Here is a 15,970-nt window from a genome sequence, read left to right on the forward strand (position 1 = left end):
CCATGGAACGTCGAGCACCTCCTCAGGACACGCGCGTTCGGACCCCCAATGTGTCCCCCGGTTTCGCGTGCGCTTCGCTGCGGCGTGCAGCCGACCTACTGTTACGTGATCACCCCGGAGAGTCAGGAGCTCATCGTGTCCACCCCGCTGCACCGCCGTTCACCCCTCGAGGTGACGGAGCGCGCGGCGTGCATGTGCGACCACGGCGATGTCTGCTCCTCCTTCGCGCCGGGACACGCGCTGCACCTGATCCAGGCGCGCCTCGCTTCGGCGACGCCGAGCGACTGGGTCGACGGGATCGTCGAACAGGCGGATGCCGTCGCCGGCGAACTGCGTGTACGCGGTCTCGACGGCGACCAGCACACGCTCTGGAATGCGTCCGGTGCCGCGCTCGAGGCGCCGGAGGGCACGCCCGTCGCCCTGCACTCGCGCTACGGCGTGCTCGCGGTCGGCCGGGTGCAGTTCAACGTCGCCCTCGGCTGAGCGGCCAGGCGACAGCGACAGACGGTCAGGTCAGGCGGTCGCCATCATCATGTTCTTCACGTCCATGCAGGCGTCCATGCACGCCTTGCAGGACTGAGCGCACATCTTGCAGACCTCACTGTGCGCCGCGTGCTCCATGCACTCCTCCATGCACATCTGGCACATCGCGATGCACGCGTCCAGCATCGCCATCAGCACGGCCGGTGTCATCCCCTGCATCCGCAGCATCGAGCGCATCATCGTGTTGCACATGTCCGCGCAGTTCATGCATGCCGGCGCGCAGTCCATCATCTGCGTGGAGCACACCGTGCATGCCTGCTCGCATGCGGAGCAGGCATCCATACAGGCCTGCATGACCGCCATGTCCATGACCTGCATTCCCGGCATCGCCTTCATGTCCGCCGACATCGCACCCATCATCATCGAATCCATCGCGCACCGCTTTCGTCATGGCTGTCGCCGTCGAGAAGCGGGCAGGAGACCCGCCTGGGGCTCAGCGTAATCCCGTTCGGCGGCGGCGTCGACGGGCGATCGTGCTTCAGTCCGCACACCGCCCCCGCCTCGCCCCCAGGGCGTAGTCTCATCTGCGTGCCATCGTTCTCCGCCGTCCAGCGGCTCGTCATCACCATCGCCGTCCTCGCCTCGTTCGTGACGTTCCTCGACGGCACGGTCGTCACCGTCGCGCTGCCGGCGATCAAGGACGAGCTCGGCGGCGGCATCACGACCCAGCAGTGGGTGGTCGACGCATACCTCATCACGCTCAGCGCCCTCATCCTGCTGGCGGGGTCCCTGTCCGACGCGTACGGTCGGGTGCGCATCATGCGCATCGGGCTCATCGCCTTCGGCATCGCGTCCGTCGCGGTCGCCGCAGCACCGGAGCCGCTCACGCTCATCATCGCCCGCGCTCTTCAGGGCGCTGCAGGCGCGCTGCTCGTACCGAGCTCGCTCGCCCTCATCATGGCGACCATGCGCGGCGAACTGCAGTCGCGGGCGATCGGCGTGTGGACCGCCTTCACGACCGGCGCGCAGATCGCCGGCCCGCTTCTGGGCGGATTGTTCGTCGACCTGCTGTCGTGGCGATTCGTCTTCCTCATCAACGTCATCCCGATCGGCATCACGCTGATCCTGCTCGCTCGACTGCACCTGCCCGATCAGCCGCGTGGTGCCCGCGTGGACTGGTGGAGCGGGATGCTGTGCGCAGTCGGCCTCGGCGCCGTGGTGTTCGCGCTCATCGAGCAGCCGAACCTCGGCTGGGGATCGCCCGCGATCTGGCTGCCCGGCGTGATCGGTGTCGCGATGTTCGTCGCCTTCCTGTTGCGCCAGCCGCGCTCACCCGCACCGCTGATGCCCCTCTCGCTCTTCAACGCGCGCAACTTCGCCTGGGGCAACCTCGCCACCCTGTTCATCTACGCGGCGCTGTCGCTGAACGGCTTCGTCATCGGCGTCTACCTGCAGGAGGGTGCGGGACTCCCCGCCACCGTGGCCGGGCTTGCGAGCCTGCCGATCACGATCCTGATGATCCTGCTCAGCTCGCACGCCGGAGCGTGGGCGGGCAAGCTCGGACCTCGCCTGTTCATGACGGTCGGGCCTCTGCTGATGGCCGTCGGGGCGCTGCTGCTGCTCACCGTGTCGCAGGAGTTCAGCTACTGGTGGCAGGTGCTCCCATCGATGATCATCCTCGGGCTCGGCCTGTCCCTCACCGTCGCGCCACTCACCTCCGCCGTGCTCGGTGCGATCGACGAGAACCGCTCGGGCATCGCATCCGCCGTCAACAACGCGATCTCCCGCGTCGCCGGACTCATCGTCGTCGCCATGCTGTCGACGATCGTCGGCGGAACCCTCGACCTCGACGGATTCCACAACGCCGCCTGGGTGACGGCAGGCCTGATGGCGCTCGGCGGAGTCATCTCGTGGATCGGGATCCGGCGGGTGCCGGCGCAGCACGGCGAACCCGTTGACCAGCCGCGCGCCTGAACTCTCGGATCACCGGCCGAGTGCGCCGAGCAGCTCCACGAAGTGGTCGAGGTCGGCGGGCGACCAGGTGCGCAGGCGCTCACCGATGCGCCCCTCATATCGAGCGCGCGCGATCGCGATGCGCTCCTGCGCGAGATCGGTCGCGACGAGACGACGCGCACGCCGGTCCTCAGGGTCGGGGACGCTCTCGACCAGGCCGAGCTCCTCCAACTGACGCACCTGGCGACTCACGGCCGATTTGTCGGTCTGCAGCCGCTCGATGATCGCGCCCGCGGATGTCGCCTTGCCGCTCGCGATCGAGGTCAGCACCTGGTAGCCGAGTGGCTGCAGGTCGGGATGCACGGTGACGGCCGCCTCCCGCCAGCTCACCCGGATGCGCGCGAAGAGGCGTCCGAGCTCGTGCTCGACCCTGCCCACGGCCTGATCGAGCTCGCTGCCCTCGAGCGCGCCCTCGGGCGCCTCGGGGTCGGATGCTGCGGCGCCGGATGCCACGGGTTCGGGGGACGACGCACTCATGCTCGCCAGTTTACGGCGAGTCCCCGCCGCGGCTGGCGGCGACGGGGACTCGGCTGATCGCACGTCAGATCTCCGCGAGCAGGCGGAAGACCTTCGACGCGGACTGGATCTCCTGCGGCGTGAGGACGGCGAGCGCCTCGCGCATCCGGTTCGCATGATCGGCGCGGAGTTCGACGAGCATGTCGCACGCGGTCGGCGTCGCCGTGAGCACCCGCAGCCGCCCGTCATTGTCATCGGGGCGCGATTCGAGCAGACCCAGCTCCTCCAGCATCCGCACCTGTCGACTGACGACCGACTTGTCCATCTCGAAGCTCTCGGCGAGCTGATGCGCGTTCGCGCTGCCCGCACGAGCGATGAAGCCCAGAAGCTTGTAGCCGGAGGGCTGCAATTCGGGATGCATCCTCGCGGCCGACTCCTTCCAGAGCGATCTGGCGCGCGCGAAGATCAGGTTCAGCTGCCCCTGGAACTCTGCGAGCGCCTCGTCGACGTCACTCGGCACCGCAGTGTCGACCGCGGCCATCTCAGCGCCCGCTCTCGCGATCTTCGCGCTCGAGCACGGTCACCGATCCGGTCGTCGCGGAGGGCTCCCCCGCACCGATACGAATGGTCCCCGTCGACGTGTTCGCCCCCACCTCGGCCTCCGCGACCTCGATCGCCGACTCCTCGGCCTGATCGCGGAGCTGCTCGGCGGCGTTCTTCGTCGACAGCGGCTTGTTCCTGATGAACGCGATCGCGATGATCGACAGCACGGCGAGCGGGATCGCGAGGATGAACGCCTCTGCGATGCCGTGGCCGTACGCGGACTCGACGATGGTGCGGATCGTGTCCGGCATCTCCGACATGTTCGGCACATCGCCCGATGCGAGATGCTTCAGAGCATCCACCTCGTCTGGGGTCGTGGGCGTGAAGCCCTTCAGCCCGCTGGCGATGTACGTGCCGACACTCGTCGACAGCACCGAGCCCATGATGGTGACGCCGATGGTCCCGGCGATCGTGCGGAAGAAGTTGACGTTCGACGACGCGGCACCCAGCTGCGTGGGAGGGGTGTCGTTCTGCACGATCAGGGTGAGGTTCTGCATGACCATGCCGAGGCCGGCGCCGAGCACGAACATGTACGTCGCGACGAGCACGAACGGCGTGTCATAGCGGAGGGTGGCCATCAGCGTGACACCGATGGTCGCGAGCACGGCGCCCGTGATCATCCAGCCCTTCCACTTGCCGAAACGGCTGACTAGCTGGCCGATGATGATCGACGCGCCCATCTGACCGATGATCATCGGGATCGTCATGAGACCCGACTCGGTCGGCGTCGCTCCCCGCGCGAGCTGGAAATACTGCGCGAGGAACACGGACGTGGCGAACATCGAGACGCCGATGGCGATCGAGGCGATGACCGACAGCGTGAATGTGCGATTGCGGAACAGCGACATCGGGACGATGGGTTCCTTCACGAAGAACTCGACCGCGATGAATCCGAGGATGGTGACACCGGAGATGACGGCGAGCATCACGCTCGTCGACGAATCCCACTCGAACTGGCTGCCGCCCATCGACACCCAGATGAGAAGCGTCGAGACGCCGACGGCGAGCAGGACGATGCCGAAGTAGTCGATCGACACCTTGGTGCCGCGCTGAGGCTTGGGCAGGTGCAGGGTGAACTGCAACAGGATGAGGGCGACGATCGCGAAGGGGACGCCGACGAAGAAGTTCGCGCGCCATCCCAGGGTGTCGGTGATGAGCCCGCCCAGGAGCGGTCCGCCGATCGTGCCGAGCGCCATGATGCCGCCCACGACGCCCATGTACTTGCCGCGCTCGCGCGGCGAGATGATGAGCGCGACGGCGATCATCACGAGCGACATCAGCCCGCCGACGCCGATGCCCTGGATGACGCGCACGGCGATGAGCATGTTCGTGTCGGTCGAGAAGCCGGCGATCACAGTGCCTGCGGTGAAGAGGATGAGCGAGACCTGGACGAGGATCTTGCGGTCCATGAGGTCGGCGAGCTTGCCCCAGATCGGGGTGGAGACCGCGGTCGCCAGCAGGCTCGCGGTGATGACCCAGGTGTACTGGGACTGGGTGCCGCCGAGGTCGGCGATGATGACCGGCAGCGACGTCGACACGATGGTGCCGGAGAGCACGGCCACGAACATGCCGACGATGAGGCCGGAGATCGCGGTGAAGACCTCGCGCGCCGAGCGCGCCGTCTCCGAGGATGGTGGCGTGTGGGAAGTCAAAGTGTGGTGCTCCTGCGTCAGAAAGTTGATCTGGGTCAACGATAGACCCTTAGTTGCTCCAAGTCAACTGTAGCGCGATGTCAACTAAGGTCGCACCGGCGAAGCGCGCAGCACTGGATAGGCTGACTCCGTGATCAGGGTGGCGGACGTGGCCGGCGGAATGCGAAGCGCCATCGCCCATGCCTCACGCGCCGCGATCAGTCGGCGCGCGATCCCGGCGTGGGTCGCGGCAGCCGCGCTCACCGTCCTTCTCGTGGTGGTCATCGCATCGGGCGGCCTGGAGACGGACGAGGTCGCGCCGACTCCGCTCGGTGCGGGCGAAGAGGTGCGCATGCCGTTGTATTCGATCACAGTGCTCGACGCGCAGCTGACCGACGAGGTCGAGGACCAGTCGCTGAGCGCGGACAGCGGCGAGACGCTGGTGCTCGTGAGCATGCGGATGGAGAACCTGACCGATCGTCCCATCGGAGTGGGCCGCAGCGCCGACCAGATCGCCTCACGACTCATCCACGTGGACGAATCGCTCCTCAGCCTGTCCGCGGCCCCTTCGGCAGACAGCAACGGCGTGTGGCGGAACGACGGATCCGCCGGATCCGTGATCCTGCAACCCGACGTTCCCAGCGAGGTGACCATCGCGTGGACCGCCCCAGAGGAGGCCTTCGCCGACGGTCTGATCAGCCTCGATGTCTACGACGCCGTCGAGACGCGCGGCCGGATCCTCCTGTCCGCCGACCAGATCAGCTGGCAGCGCGGCGACCTCGCCGCCAGGATCACCGTGGACACGGAGGAGCGCGAATGAGACGACTGCTCCCATGGCTCGTGGGCGGCACGCTCGCGTTGACCGCCGGTATCGTCACGGCCGTCACGCCTGGCGACGAGGTGTACCGCGCGCCGTTCCTGGTTCACGGCACCGGTGAACCCCAGACGGCGAGATCCAGCACGCTGGTCGCCACGGCGCTCGAGGCCACGTTCGCCGAACGTGTGAGCGTGGATGCGGCCGAGTGGCACGCCGATGGCAATTGGCTCGTGGTCACCGTCGCCGCGTCCGCACCGCGGACCGAGGTCGACGCCCGCATCCAGCTCGCGACCCTCCGGATCGGTGATCGCGTCTTCCAGTCGAGCGAACGCCCGGGGAACTCGATCACAGACGCCGATCTCCGCATCGGTATCGACACGGTGGGCACGCTCGCCTTCGAGCTCCCGCCGGATGCGCGCGAGGGCATGGGCGAGTTGCGCCTGACCACGTCGTACGCCACGCCAGTGCTGGGAGACGTCAACGTGCTGCAGGTGCCGCTGGACGGCCTGCCCACCGCCGAGAACATCGATCTCGAGGACCCGACCTTGGGCGCCTCATGAGCTGGTGGCGCAGACAGCGGGTAGCGCTGGCGGCACTCGTCGTCGCCGCCGTCGCGACCGTCGGCGTGCATGCCTGGCTGGATGTCCTGCCGGCGATGCAGACCCAGGCGAAGACGATGACGCAGGTGGCCGACGGCGAGAGCGTCGAGATCGCCGGTCAGACGATGTCGCTGCAGTCGTCACGCTGGGACGAGTTCGAGGCCCCGGCCGGGATGCGCACGATGAGCGTGCGCCTGGATGCCGGCGGCGGCGACGATGCGACGTGGTGCCAGGCCTTCACCCTCACGGAAGCGCAGGGCGGACGGGTGTGGCTGGATGCCCGATCCGAGCTCGACGTGCCGTTCGACGCCGGCGAGTCCTCGTGCCGGGAGGAGCCGTTCTCATACGACATCCTTGCGGTGTTCCTCGTCCCCGAGGATGCCGTCGGCCCCTTCCACTTCGACGTCCCCGGCGAGACCTCCGAAGTGGCGCGCTTCACCATCGAGGAGTGAAGGATGCTCACCGAGCAGCGGCGCTGACGCCTCACGCGAATCCAGTCGTGCCTCGGGACGCGCGATGACAGTGTCGTACGCGGTGGCCACGATCGCGACGCGCAACGGCTCGGCGACCGCGGCCACCGCGATCGTCAGGAGGGGGAGGAACGCCGACCAGAACCAGTTCTCGTGCCCGCCGATGAGCTGCAGCAGGCCGCGCGTGCCCAGTCGCTCCGCCATCGCCCAGAGCGCGTAGGCCAGCACGAAGGCGCCGAAGATCACCGGACCGCCCCTCCAGACGACGGCGATCGCCGCCCACAGGCTCTCGAAGCGCTGAAGCAACGTGCGCGACAGGGTCGCGGCTGTGCCGCGCAACGCGGCGAGTCCTCGTTCCACCGGCTTCGGCGCGGCGTCGAAGGTCGTTCCGTAGATGACTCCGGCCACGGCCAGCCATGCGGCGGGAACGAGCAGCACGGCGGCGAGCAGTCCGGAAAGCCACACCAACGCCTCCCAGACCGCGGCGATCGGGGCGATGTTCACCGCGAACCAGTCGCCGATGCTCTGCAACCAGCCCATGCCGACCGTTCCCTCCAACCACCCCTTGGCGTCCGCCCACCACTGGGCGACGAGCGTGAAGAGCATGAACGTCCAGAGGACCTCGGCGTACGCGGCGAGCGCGAGGGTCCAAGAGGGCAGGCGGTGACTGTACTTCGCGAGCAGCAGCCGAGCCGCGAGGGCGATCACCAGCACGGCGATCGGGAGGGCCCCCACCGCGACGAGGCCGCCACGGTCCGCGAGTCGCTCGGAGTCGAAGTTGGCGTCGAAGAGGGCGATGGAACTGGCGATGTTGAAGAACTCGATCAGATCGGTGTTCAGCATCCCCCACGCCGAGTAGAAGGCGAAGAACGGCAGGATCGACACGAGGATGGCGACGGCGAACTCGCGGTGTCCGTCGACCTCCGGCCGGGGCACATGCGTCAGCGATCGACGGACGGTGAGGTACATCGCGACATATGCGACGAGCTTTGCCGAGACGGCGAGCGGCAGCACCAGCAGGCCGCCGAGCGTCGTGTAGCCGCCCACGAATCCGGCCAGCTGGACGAGCAGTTGGTGCACCGCCTCTCCCCCGAGGTACCACGCGATCAGCGCGGGCCAATGCCGCGCGAGGGTGCGCCCGAACGTGCGGAGGGGCTGAGGCATGAACTCAAGGTATCGGTCGCGAGCAGTCCTTCGTGCAGACCGACTCGCGAGAGCGGCTTCGCAGCGCTGCCTGGCGCGCCCGCGCTGATACTGTGACGGCGGTGGACACTGCGTCCTGGGGCCCTGGTGAGCTGGAGAGAAACTCAAGATGAAGCGAACGTCACGGTGGCGCATCGCGCACCTCGCGATGCTGGCTGCGGTGGCCGTGCTCGTCGGGACGATCACGCCCTCGCTCGCACCCGCTGCCCCTGCGTCGGCGGCGACGGACGGCCAGATGATCTACCCGGCATCCGGCACCGTCCAGTCCAAGATCGGCGACGGCTGCCGGGGCGACTACCGCAACCATGACGGCATCGACATCTCCGGCCAGGGCGGCACCCCCATCCTCGCCGCGTACGACGGAGTCATCAAGACACGAGCCTGGAGCAACGGCTACGGCTACTACGTCGACATCCAGCACACGGCCGGATACGTGACCCGCTACGCGCACATGGTCTCGCAGGGTTCTGTCGCCCCGGGTGCGCAGGTCGTTCGAGGCCAGCAGATCGGCATCGTCGGCAGCACCGGCAACTCGACCGGCGCGCACCTGCACTTCGAGGTGTGGCGGAACGGTTCCGTGTTCACGGCGATCAACCAGGGCTTCGTCTGCCTGTCCACCGTCACGCGGGGTGGAAGGATCCCACTGGTCTTCCCCGGGCTGAGCACGGCTGCACCGGCGCCGGTGCTCTCCGGCGACTACAACGGCGACGGCAAGGCGGATCTCCTCGGGGTCGCCGCCGACAGCGACCTGCATTTCCTCGCGGGCAACGGCAGCGGCGGGTTCCTCAAAGGCTCGACCATCACCAGCGCGTGGGGCGCCCACCGCCACCTGACCCACGCGGATCTCAACGGCGACGGCCGATCCGACATGCTCGTCGCCCGCAGCGACGGAGCGCTCGAGTTCTATGCGGGCAACACCAGCGGCGGATTCGGCGCATTCAGCACGCCCGGCGCCGGGTGGTACGGGATGCTGCACGTGACGTCCGGGGCTGATTTCTCCGGAGACGGCCACCAGGACGTGCTGGGTGCTTCGGCGTCGGGCGTACTCACGCTCTACCGCGGCAACGGCACCGGCGCGCTGCCCGGTCCGCACTCGGTGATCGGCAGCGGTTGGAACTCGATCCGCTACATCGTCGGCGGCGAGTTCAACGGCGATCGACTCGGCGACATCATGGCCGTCGCGAGCGATGGCACCCTCTACTTCTATCCCGGTCTCGGCGGCCGGTTCGGAACCAGAGTCGCGGTCGGCAGCGGTTGGGGCATGATGACGGCGCTCACCGGCGGCGTCGATTACAACGGCGATCGGAAGGCCGACCTGATCGCGCGCACCGCGACGGGCGAGCTCTATCTGTATCCGGGCGACGGCACTGGCCGGTTCAAGGCCCGGATCCTCATCGGCTCCGGCTGGGGCGGGTATCTGCAGATCGAGTGACGCCACGTAGCGGAAGACGGCGTCGATGCTCGCCTTCCCTCACGCACCACTAGCGTTGGTCCCGATGATCACGATCGACGAGCACGGCGCGCGCATCACGACGGGCGCCGCCATCCCTGTCAGGAAGACGCCTGCCACGGCGGCGATCGTGCTCGCCGGCGGTCGATCCGCTCGTCTCGGCGGGGTCGAGAAGGCGACGGTGGAGATCGACGGCATCGAGCTGATCGACCACGTGTACGCCGCGATACGCGGGTGCACGCCGATCATCGCCGTGGGCCCTGAGGGGATCGCTCGGCCCGGCATCCGCGTCGTGCGGGAGTCCCCTCCCTTCGGCGGCCCGGCAGCGGCATTCGCGGCCGGACTCCTCGCGATCGCCGATACGGATGCCGTCGAGACATGGCTGCTCGCCTGCGATCTCCCCCGCGCCCCCGAACTCGTCGCGCTGCTGGCGGCGGTACCGATCCCCGACGGTGCGGACGCCGTCGTCGCCGTGGATGCTGAGGGACGGGTGCAATGGCTCGCCGGCCGCTACCGCCTCTCCGCGTTGAGGGCCGTCGTGGCGCAGCATCCCGAAACCAGCGGAATGTCGATGCGCAAGCTGTTCGATGGGCTCCGGATGCACCCCGTCGACGATGGTGGAGCCGCCGTCGACCTTGATACCTGGTCGGCCATCGAGGACTATCGAAGCACGCGAAAGGACGATCATGCCTGATTCTCCCGAAGACCTGGACGCCTGGGTGCGCACGCTCGCCGAGTCGCTGGGACTCGCTGACGACCAGCATCCGATCGGCCTGCTGCTCGACCTCACCCGTGACGCCGCGCACGGCGTCGTGCGGCCGGCGGGTCCGCTGACGACGTACCTCGTGGGCCTCGCCGTCGCACAGGGCATGACGGTCGAGGATGCCGCGACCCACGTCCGCGCGACGATCGCCGAATGGAAGGCGGCTCCGCCGCGACCTGCCTGAACGGGCCTGGACCTGCCTGAACGGGTAGGGGCAAACGGTTCGAGAGTAGGTATCGCCCTCCGCGCGGCTGGGACAGTCTGGACGTGCGGAGATCCTCCGCCCGAGAGGAAGGACGAAGATGTCTGGAAACAGAGCGGTCGCCTACGAGGGCCCTGGCGTCGTGAAGGTGATCGACACCGAGTACCCCGACTTCGAGCTTCACGACGGTCCGGGAGTGAATCCGGCGAACGTCGGCCGCAAGATCCCGCACGGCGTCATCCTCCGCACCGTCGCGACCAACATCTGCGGGTCGGATCAGCACATGGTGCGCGGGCGCACGACCGCCCCTGCGGGGCTCGTGCTCGGCCACGAGATCACCGGCGAGGTCGTCGAGGCCGGTCCGGATGTCGAGTTCATCAAGGTCGGCGACATCGTCTCCGTGCCGTTCAACATCTCGTGCGGACGCTGCCGCAACTGCAAGGAGGGCAAGACGGGCATCTGCTTGAACGTGAACCCCGATCGGCCCGGCAGCGCCTACGGCTACGTCGACATGGGCGGCTGGGTCGGCGGCCAGGCCGAGTACGTGCTGGTGCCCTACGCGGACTGGAACCTGCTGAAGTTCCCTGACCGTGACCAGGCGCTGGAGAAGATCCTCGATCTGACGATGCTCTCCGACATCTTCCCCACCGGTTTCCACGGCGCCGTCACCGCCGGAGTGGGCGTGGGTTCGACCGTCTACATCGCCGGCGCCGGCCCGGTGGGTCTCGCGGCGGCCGTCGGTGCACAGCTGCTGGGTGCCGCCGTCGTCATCGTGGGCGACATGAACGAGGACCGTCTGGCGCAGGCGCGCAGTTTCGGCTGCGAGACCATCAATGTCGGCGAGGGCGCGGTGCCCGACCAGCTCGACCAGCTGCTGGGTGCGCCGGAGGTGGATGCCGCAGTGGACGCGGTCGGATTCGAGGCGCGGAGCGAGGGCCACGGCGCCAAGGCGAAAGAGGCCCCGGCCACCGTTCTCAACTCGCTCATGGATGTGACCGCCGCTGGCGGAGGCATCGGCATCCCCGGCCTCTACGTCACAGGAGATCCCGGCGCCGTCGACGAGGCGGCCAAGGTCGGCTCGCTCTCGATCAGCCTCGGCACCGGCTGGGCCAAGTCGCTGTCGTTCACCACAGGGCAATGCCCCGTCATGCGCTACAACCGGCAGCTCATGATGGCGATCCTGCATGACAGGGCGCACATCGCCAAGGCCGTCAACGCCAAGCCGATCACGCTGGACGAGGCGCCGCAGGGCTACGCCGAGTTCGATGCCGGCGCCGCCACGAAGTACGTCCTGAACCCCAACGGATACATCGGTTCCTGAGATCTGACCAAGTCCCGGCAGGCGCCGGGCAGAAACAGAAGGAGTAGATCATGACCACCGTGAACCTCGAGGATGCGCGCCGCGTCATCGCCGCCGCAGAGCAGAAGGCCACCGAGATCGGACAGCCCATGAACATCGCGGTCGTCGATTCCGGCGGCAACCTCGTCGCGCATGTGCGGCAGGACGGCGCCTGGATCGGCAGCGTCAACATCTCGATCAACAAGGCTTGGACGTCGAAGGCCTTCGACATCTCGACGAAGGACCTCGGCGACAACTCGCAGCCGACGCAGCAGTTCTTCGGCATCCAGAACACGAACGGCGGCAAGGTCGCGATCTTCGCCGGCGGCATTCCGCTCGTGCGCGACGGCGTGGTCGTGGGCGCCGTGGGTGTCAGCGGCGGTTCGGGCGAGCAGGACCACTCGGTCGCTGAAGCAGGAGTGGCAGGGTTCTAGACATTTCCGAGAGCTCCCCGCCCGGACGGGTGGGGAGCTCTCGGGTAGGTTGGCGTCATGGACGGCGAAGATGCTTCCCCCGGAACACGCAGGCTCCTGGTCGATCTGGATCGCACGGTCGCGGATCAGGCCGATCGCCACGCGCTGGAGCTCGAGTCTCTGCTCGCGATCCTGAGATCGCCGCGGCTCGATGACCGCTCTGCCCGGTCGTCAGCGATCGACACCGCGGCGTCGGCGCTGGTGAGGTTGCGAACCGAGGCCGACGAGCAGCGCAGCTCGATACTCGAACCCGTGGTCGGAGCATTCGCACGACTGCGCAGCGACCTGCGCCCGCTCGAGCGGTTCGGCTCGCTGGAGATCCAGTTCGTCGAGCCGCCGGCCACCGGAAGGGCGCTGCCCAGCGAGGTGGCCCATGCCGCGCGGGCGATCGTGCGCAACACGATCCTCGGCCTGGTCGACGGTGGTGAGGTGAACCGCGTGCGGGTGCAGTGGGACTGCGATGGACTCAACCTCCTCGTCAGCATCCGGGACGACGGGCGCGGCAATCTGAGCGTGCACGACGAGTCGCTGCGTCCGATCGCCGAACGGGTCACATCGCTCGACGGTGTGCTGAGCGTCGACGCCACGCCGGGATGGGGTTCCTCTGTGGATGTGACGCTTCCCCTCGATCCGCGCTCCGACACACGGCCTCTGGCGAGCGGTGCGGTGCTGACCGTGCGAGAGCACGATGTGCTGCGCCTCGTCACCGCCGGCGAGCGCAACCAGGCGATCGCCAGCCAACTCGGGATCAGCGCCAACACCGTGAAGTTCCACGTGTCGAACCTGTTGCGCAAGGTCGGGGCCAGCACGCGGGCCGAGCTGACGGCGCTGGCGCTGGCGCGTTAGGCATACGCTTCCGGCTCTTCCTGAAGGGCACGGACCTCGATGCGGCACTGCAGTGCGGCCGACGCCTTCGTCGCCCATTCGACGGCCGCGTCTGCGTCAGCGGCCTCGATCACCCAGAAACCGCCGACGTAGGAGGGCGCTTCCACGAACGGCTCATCGAGCACCGCGGTCTGCCCCGACGAGACATCGACGGTCTTCGCGGTCGAGGGCGGGTGCAGGCCGCCGGCGAACACGAACGCGCCGGAGTCCTTCAGCGCCGTGTTGAACTCGTCGACTGCCGCCATGACCGCGGCGAGCTCCGCCGGGTCGAAGTCCTGCATCGACTCCATCGTCGGTTCGGTCGCGGAGTCGTGCGGCACGGTCAAGAAGTACTGAGTCATGATTGATCCTCTCGGTTCCGGGCCACAGGGTGTCGCCCTCTCACTACTACGTCGAACGGGTCAGGCCCGGATCGACATCGTGGGAGAAAAAGTTCTCATGGCGATCAGGCTGCGGAGTCGGCTCTCCGCCGGGCATCGAAGCGGCGTCGGTACGCGGACGGAGTCGTCGCGTACGCGGCATGGAAGTTCTGCCGCAGAGTCACCGGACTGGCGAAGCCGCATCTCGACGCGATGGCGTCGATGCCGAGATCGGTGAGCTCGAGCAGCCGTCGCGCCTCGTCCAGCCGGCGCTCCCGCAACCAGGCCGCAGGTGTGCTGCCGGTGTTCTCCTTGAAAGCCCGGATGAAGCTGCGAAGGCTCATCCGGGCGGCGTGCGCGAGGTCGGCAACGCCGATCCGCTCATCGAGATGCTGCGTCGCCCAGTCGAGCGCCTCGGATATCGGACTCAGCGAGTTCACCTCCGGGACGGGGCGGTCGATGTACTGCGCCTGTCCGCCACTGCGGTGGGGTGCGACGACCAGGCTGCGCGCCACCCGATTCGCCGCATCCGACCCGAGACGGGAACGGACGAGATGCAGGCATGCGTCGATGGCCGCCGCGGTACCGGCAGACGTCATCACATCGCCGTGATCGATGTACAGGACGGTGCGATCGACATCTGTTCCCGGGTGACGGGAGCTGAACTCGTCCAGCGAGCGCCAGTGGGTCACTGCGGGCCGGGAATCGAGCAGACCGCTGTCAGCCACAGGGAACGCACCGAGACAGAGCCCCGCGACGGATGCGCCGTCGCCGTGCGCACGCCGCATCATCTCGGCGAGCTGTGCACTCGGCGCCCTCAGGTCGCTGTGCCATGAAGCGATGACGATCACGTCAGCGCCGAGGGTATCCTCGAGGCCATGGATCCCGCCGATCCGATATCCCTCGTCGGTGGTGATGTCCGTACCCTGCTCGTTGAACAGGATGGTGTCCCACACCGCCAGGTGCTGGCGGGTGACCTCGCCGAACACCATCGGCGGGACCGACAGATGGAACATCGTCGCACCGTCGAAGGCGTAGACAGCGATCCGCAACTTCGGCTTTGGCGTGAATTCATCGAAACCATGCATACGTGCCAATTGTCCCACAGGGTCGGCTGAGCGAATCTGGATGACAAGATCCGCTCACAACCCCAGGAGAATCATGCCCGCTCCCCGCCGCGCCCTCGTCGTCATCGACCCCCAGCAGGAGTACTTCACCGGACGCCTTCGCATCCAGCATCCGCCGCGCGAGGAATCGATCCAGCGCATCGCCGACGCGATCGACGCCGCGGAACGCGTGGGAATCCCGGTGGTCATGGTGCAGCACACCGCAGGAGACGACGCCCCCGTGTTCAATCCGACGACGCCGGACTTCCGGCTCCACGCGTCGCTCGAGAACCGCGATTCGACCGGGTGGAAGACGATCGTCAAGCAGTACAGCTCGGTCTTTCCCGGCACCGGCCTGCACGAGTGGCTCGTCGAGAATCAGGTCGACACGATCACCCTCGTCGGATACATGACGAACAACTGCGTGCTCGCCACGGCTGCCGATGCCGAGACCCGCGAACTCACCGTCGAGGTCATCTCGGATGCGACCGGCGCCATCGACATCACCAACGAAGCGGGATCTGCCAGCGCCGAGACAGTGCACACGACGCTGATGACACTGCTGAACTCGAGCTGGGCGGCCGTCGCGCCGACCGACGCCTGGGTCGAAGCCCTCGAGACGGGCGCCGTGCTTCGTCGGGGGAATCTGCCCGAATCGGCCGCGCTGGGTGCGGCCGCGCACGCCTGACGCGCCCTCTTGCGGGCCGCTCAGCCGTTGTCGGCGTCCACCGATCGCAGGTCGTAGGCATCTCGCGCGACGAGCACTTCCTCGATGTGGTGCTCGGCCCACCGCCCGAGGGCGGTGAGCGGCTCGCGAAGAGTGAGGCCGAGCGGTGTGAGTTCGTACTCGACCCGAGGAGGCATCTGGTCGTACGCGGTGCGCGTCAGCAGTCCGTCGCGCTCGAGGTCCCGAAGAGTGTCGGCGAGCACCTTGGCACTGATGCCGCCCACCCGTTCGCGGATGGCGCCGAACCGCGCCGGACCATCGCTCAGCGCGATCACGATCATGGCGGTCCATTTGTTCGCGACCCTCGCCAGAGAGGTGCGCGAAGGGCAGCTGGCCAACATGACGTTCCACACCGGATCGGACATCAGGATCTCTTTTCATAGTTACGTTG

The 15,970-nt window shown here is 67.7% G+C and carries 20 protein-coding genes; 12 read left to right on the forward strand and 8 right to left on the reverse strand.

All coding sequences use genetic code 11. The features are described from left to right. Positions 1–135 precede the first annotated feature (135 nt). Complete coding sequence (locus ACYVG2_RS10665) at positions 136–483, forward strand: hypothetical protein (protein WP_460780947.1); 348 nt, start codon at positions 136–138, stop codon at positions 481–483. Positions 484–513: 30 nt separating this feature from the next. On the opposite strand, the gene ACYVG2_RS10670 is transcribed toward ACYVG2_RS10665, so the two are convergent. Continuing rightward, positions 514–903 (reverse strand): hypothetical protein, encoded by a 390-nt coding sequence (locus tag ACYVG2_RS10670; protein WP_460780948.1) that lies wholly within the window; start codon positions 901–903, stop codon positions 514–516. A 168-nt stretch (positions 904–1,071) separates the two neighbouring features. Here ACYVG2_RS10670 and ACYVG2_RS10675 point away from each other — a divergent pair, with 168 nt between their 5' ends. After that, the gene (locus ACYVG2_RS10675; RefSeq protein WP_460780949.1) at positions 1,072–2,457 is read left to right on the forward strand and encodes an MFS transporter; all 1,386 of its coding nucleotides are present in this window, start codon (positions 1,072–1,074) and stop codon (positions 2,455–2,457) included. Positions 2,458–2,466: 9 nt separating this feature from the next. Here the strand turns inward: ACYVG2_RS10675 and ACYVG2_RS10680 are convergent, their stop codons facing one another. The 3 genes from ACYVG2_RS10680 to ACYVG2_RS10690 all read right to left on the reverse strand — a co-directional run bounded on the left by ACYVG2_RS10680 (position 2,467) and on the right by ACYVG2_RS10690 (position 5,123). Continuing rightward, positions 2,467–2,973, reverse strand: a complete 507-nt coding sequence (locus ACYVG2_RS10680) for a MarR family winged helix-turn-helix transcriptional regulator (protein WP_448967365.1) — start codon at positions 2,971–2,973, stop codon at positions 2,467–2,469. Between the two features lie 64 nt (positions 2,974–3,037). Further along, positions 3,038–3,493 carry a MarR family winged helix-turn-helix transcriptional regulator gene (locus ACYVG2_RS10685; RefSeq protein WP_448967366.1) on the reverse strand — a complete coding sequence of 152 codons (456 nt, stop codon included), beginning with the start codon at positions 3,491–3,493 and terminating at the stop codon, positions 3,038–3,040. A 1-nt stretch (position 3,494) separates the two neighbouring features. Further along, positions 3,495–5,123: an MFS transporter gene (locus ACYVG2_RS10690; RefSeq protein WP_460781453.1), complete on the reverse strand. Its 1,629-nt coding sequence runs from the start codon at positions 5,121–5,123 to the stop codon at positions 3,495–3,497. Positions 5,124–5,337: 214 nt separating this feature from the next. On the opposite strand from ACYVG2_RS10690, the gene ACYVG2_RS10695 reads away from it, so the two are divergent. Genes ACYVG2_RS10695 through ACYVG2_RS10705 form a run of 3 tightly spaced genes read left to right on the forward strand, consistent with a single transcriptional unit; the run spans position 5,338 to position 7,054 of the window. Then, positions 5,338–6,006 (forward strand): hypothetical protein, encoded by a 669-nt coding sequence (locus tag ACYVG2_RS10695; protein WP_460780950.1) that lies wholly within the window; start codon positions 5,338–5,340, stop codon positions 6,004–6,006. Further along, positions 6,003–6,563 carry a hypothetical protein gene (locus ACYVG2_RS10700; protein WP_460780951.1) on the forward strand — a complete coding sequence of 187 codons (561 nt, stop codon included), beginning with the start codon at positions 6,003–6,005 and terminating at the stop codon, positions 6,561–6,563. Before ACYVG2_RS10695 ends, ACYVG2_RS10700 begins: the two co-directional genes overlap by 4 nt. Further along, positions 6,560–7,054 carry a hypothetical protein gene (locus ACYVG2_RS10705; RefSeq protein ID WP_460780952.1) on the forward strand — a complete coding sequence of 165 codons (495 nt, stop codon included), beginning with the start codon at positions 6,560–6,562 and terminating at the stop codon, positions 7,052–7,054. The genes ACYVG2_RS10700 and ACYVG2_RS10705 overlap by 4 nt, the downstream gene beginning before the upstream one ends. Here ACYVG2_RS10705 and ACYVG2_RS10710 read toward each other — a convergent pair. Continuing rightward, positions 6,944–8,236, reverse strand: a complete 1,293-nt coding sequence (locus ACYVG2_RS10710) for a hypothetical protein (RefSeq protein ID WP_460780953.1) — start codon at positions 8,234–8,236, stop codon at positions 6,944–6,946. The genes ACYVG2_RS10705 and ACYVG2_RS10710 overlap by 111 nt on opposite strands. A gap of 148 nt (positions 8,237–8,384) precedes the next feature. On the opposite strand from ACYVG2_RS10710, the gene ACYVG2_RS10715 reads away from it, so the two are divergent. The 6 genes from ACYVG2_RS10715 to ACYVG2_RS10740 all read left to right on the forward strand — a co-directional run bounded on the left by ACYVG2_RS10715 (position 8,385) and on the right by ACYVG2_RS10740 (position 13,348). After that, on the forward strand, positions 8,385–9,707 hold the full coding sequence (locus ACYVG2_RS10715) for a peptidoglycan DD-metalloendopeptidase family protein (protein ID WP_460780954.1): 1,323 nt from the start codon (positions 8,385–8,387) through the stop codon (positions 9,705–9,707). Positions 9,708–9,771: 64 nt separating this feature from the next. Further along, positions 9,772–10,419, forward strand: coding sequence for a molybdenum cofactor guanylyltransferase (gene mobA, locus ACYVG2_RS10720; RefSeq protein ID WP_460780955.1), 648 nt, complete (start codon positions 9,772–9,774; stop codon positions 10,417–10,419). Beyond that, positions 10,412–10,672, forward strand: a complete 261-nt coding sequence (locus tag ACYVG2_RS10725; protein ID WP_460780956.1) for a DUF6457 domain-containing protein — start codon at positions 10,412–10,414, stop codon at positions 10,670–10,672. Before mobA ends, ACYVG2_RS10725 begins: the two co-directional genes overlap by 8 nt. Before the next feature lie 118 nt (positions 10,673–10,790). Next, a complete protein-coding gene (fdhA, locus tag ACYVG2_RS10730) occupies positions 10,791–12,011 on the forward strand; it encodes a formaldehyde dehydrogenase, glutathione-independent (protein ID WP_460780957.1) in 1,221 nt (406 codons plus the stop codon). Positions 12,012–12,061: 50 nt separating this feature from the next. Continuing rightward, entirely contained in the window at positions 12,062–12,463 is a 402-nt protein-coding gene (locus ACYVG2_RS10735) for a GlcG/HbpS family heme-binding protein (RefSeq protein WP_448967375.1), read from the forward strand. 57 nt (positions 12,464–12,520) lie between these two features. After that, positions 12,521–13,348 (forward strand): helix-turn-helix transcriptional regulator, encoded by an 828-nt coding sequence (locus tag ACYVG2_RS10740; RefSeq protein ID WP_448967376.1) that lies wholly within the window; start codon positions 12,521–12,523, stop codon positions 13,346–13,348. Here the strand turns inward: ACYVG2_RS10740 and ACYVG2_RS10745 are convergent. Further along, positions 13,345–13,728, reverse strand: coding sequence for a YciI family protein (locus ACYVG2_RS10745; RefSeq protein WP_460780958.1), 384 nt, complete (start codon positions 13,726–13,728; stop codon positions 13,345–13,347). The two genes, ACYVG2_RS10740 and ACYVG2_RS10745, sit on opposite strands and share 4 nt — an antisense overlap. 104 nt (positions 13,729–13,832) lie before the next feature. Continuing rightward, a complete protein-coding gene (locus ACYVG2_RS10750; protein ID WP_460780959.1) occupies positions 13,833–14,834 on the reverse strand; it encodes a GlxA family transcriptional regulator in 1,002 nt (333 codons plus the stop codon). A gap of 73 nt (positions 14,835–14,907) precedes the next feature. Here ACYVG2_RS10750 and ACYVG2_RS10755 point away from each other — a divergent pair, with 73 nt between their 5' ends. Beyond that, positions 14,908–15,540, forward strand: a complete 633-nt coding sequence (locus tag ACYVG2_RS10755) for an isochorismatase family protein (protein ID WP_460780960.1) — start codon at positions 14,908–14,910, stop codon at positions 15,538–15,540. Between the two features lie 20 nt (positions 15,541–15,560). Here ACYVG2_RS10755 and ACYVG2_RS10760 read toward each other — a convergent pair whose 3' ends face one another. Continuing rightward, the gene (locus ACYVG2_RS10760) at positions 15,561–15,944 is read right to left on the reverse strand and encodes a winged helix-turn-helix transcriptional regulator (RefSeq protein ID WP_460780961.1); all 384 of its coding nucleotides are present in this window, start codon (positions 15,942–15,944) and stop codon (positions 15,561–15,563) included. Positions 15,945–15,970: the final 26 nt, after the last annotated feature.

It is taken from the genome of Microbacterium shaanxiense (assembly GCF_054779995.1).

Excerpts from the sequence above, each read along its gene's own strand:
- ACYVG2_RS10760 (WP_460780961.1), bottom strand. The coding sequence starts at position 15,944 with ATGTCCGATCCGGTGTGGAACGTCATGTTGGCCAGCTGCCCTTCGCGC.
- mobA (WP_460780955.1), top strand. The coding sequence starts at position 9,772 with ATGATCACGATCGACGAGCACGGCGCGCGCATCACGACGGGCGCCGCC.
- ACYVG2_RS10715 (WP_460780954.1), top strand. The coding sequence starts at position 8,385 with ATGAAGCGAACGTCACGGTGGCGCATCGCGCACCTCGCGATGCTGGCT.
- ACYVG2_RS10710 (WP_460780953.1), bottom strand. The coding sequence starts at position 8,236 with ATGCCTCAGCCCCTCCGCACGTTCGGGCGCACCCTCGCGCGGCATTGG.
- ACYVG2_RS10745 (WP_460780958.1), bottom strand. The coding sequence starts at position 13,728 with ATGACTCAGTACTTCTTGACCGTGCCGCACGACTCCGCGACCGAACCG.
- ACYVG2_RS10700 (WP_460780951.1), top strand. The coding sequence starts at position 6,003 with ATGAGACGACTGCTCCCATGGCTCGTGGGCGGCACGCTCGCGTTGACC.
- ACYVG2_RS10690 (WP_460781453.1), bottom strand. The coding sequence starts at position 5,123 with ATGTTCGTGGCCGTGCTCTCCGGCACCATCGTGTCGACGTCGCTGCCG.
- ACYVG2_RS10750 (WP_460780959.1), bottom strand. The coding sequence starts at position 14,834 with ATGCATGGTTTCGATGAATTCACGCCAAAGCCGAAGTTGCGGATCGCT.
- ACYVG2_RS10705 (WP_460780952.1), top strand. The coding sequence starts at position 6,560 with ATGAGCTGGTGGCGCAGACAGCGGGTAGCGCTGGCGGCACTCGTCGTC.
- ACYVG2_RS10680 (WP_448967365.1), bottom strand. The coding sequence starts at position 2,973 with ATGAGTGCGTCGTCCCCCGAACCCGTGGCATCCGGCGCCGCAGCATCC.
- ACYVG2_RS10755 (WP_460780960.1), top strand. The coding sequence starts at position 14,908 with ATGCCCGCTCCCCGCCGCGCCCTCGTCGTCATCGACCCCCAGCAGGAG.
- ACYVG2_RS10670 (WP_460780948.1), bottom strand. The coding sequence starts at position 903 with ATGATGGGTGCGATGTCGGCGGACATGAAGGCGATGCCGGGAATGCAG.
- fdhA (WP_460780957.1), top strand. The coding sequence starts at position 10,791 with ATGTCTGGAAACAGAGCGGTCGCCTACGAGGGCCCTGGCGTCGTGAAG.
- ACYVG2_RS10685 (WP_448967366.1), bottom strand. The coding sequence starts at position 3,493 with ATGGCCGCGGTCGACACTGCGGTGCCGAGTGACGTCGACGAGGCGCTC.
- ACYVG2_RS10740 (WP_448967376.1), top strand. The coding sequence starts at position 12,521 with ATGGACGGCGAAGATGCTTCCCCCGGAACACGCAGGCTCCTGGTCGAT.
- ACYVG2_RS10735 (WP_448967375.1), top strand. The coding sequence starts at position 12,062 with ATGACCACCGTGAACCTCGAGGATGCGCGCCGCGTCATCGCCGCCGCA.
- ACYVG2_RS10725 (WP_460780956.1), top strand. The coding sequence starts at position 10,412 with ATGCCTGATTCTCCCGAAGACCTGGACGCCTGGGTGCGCACGCTCGCC.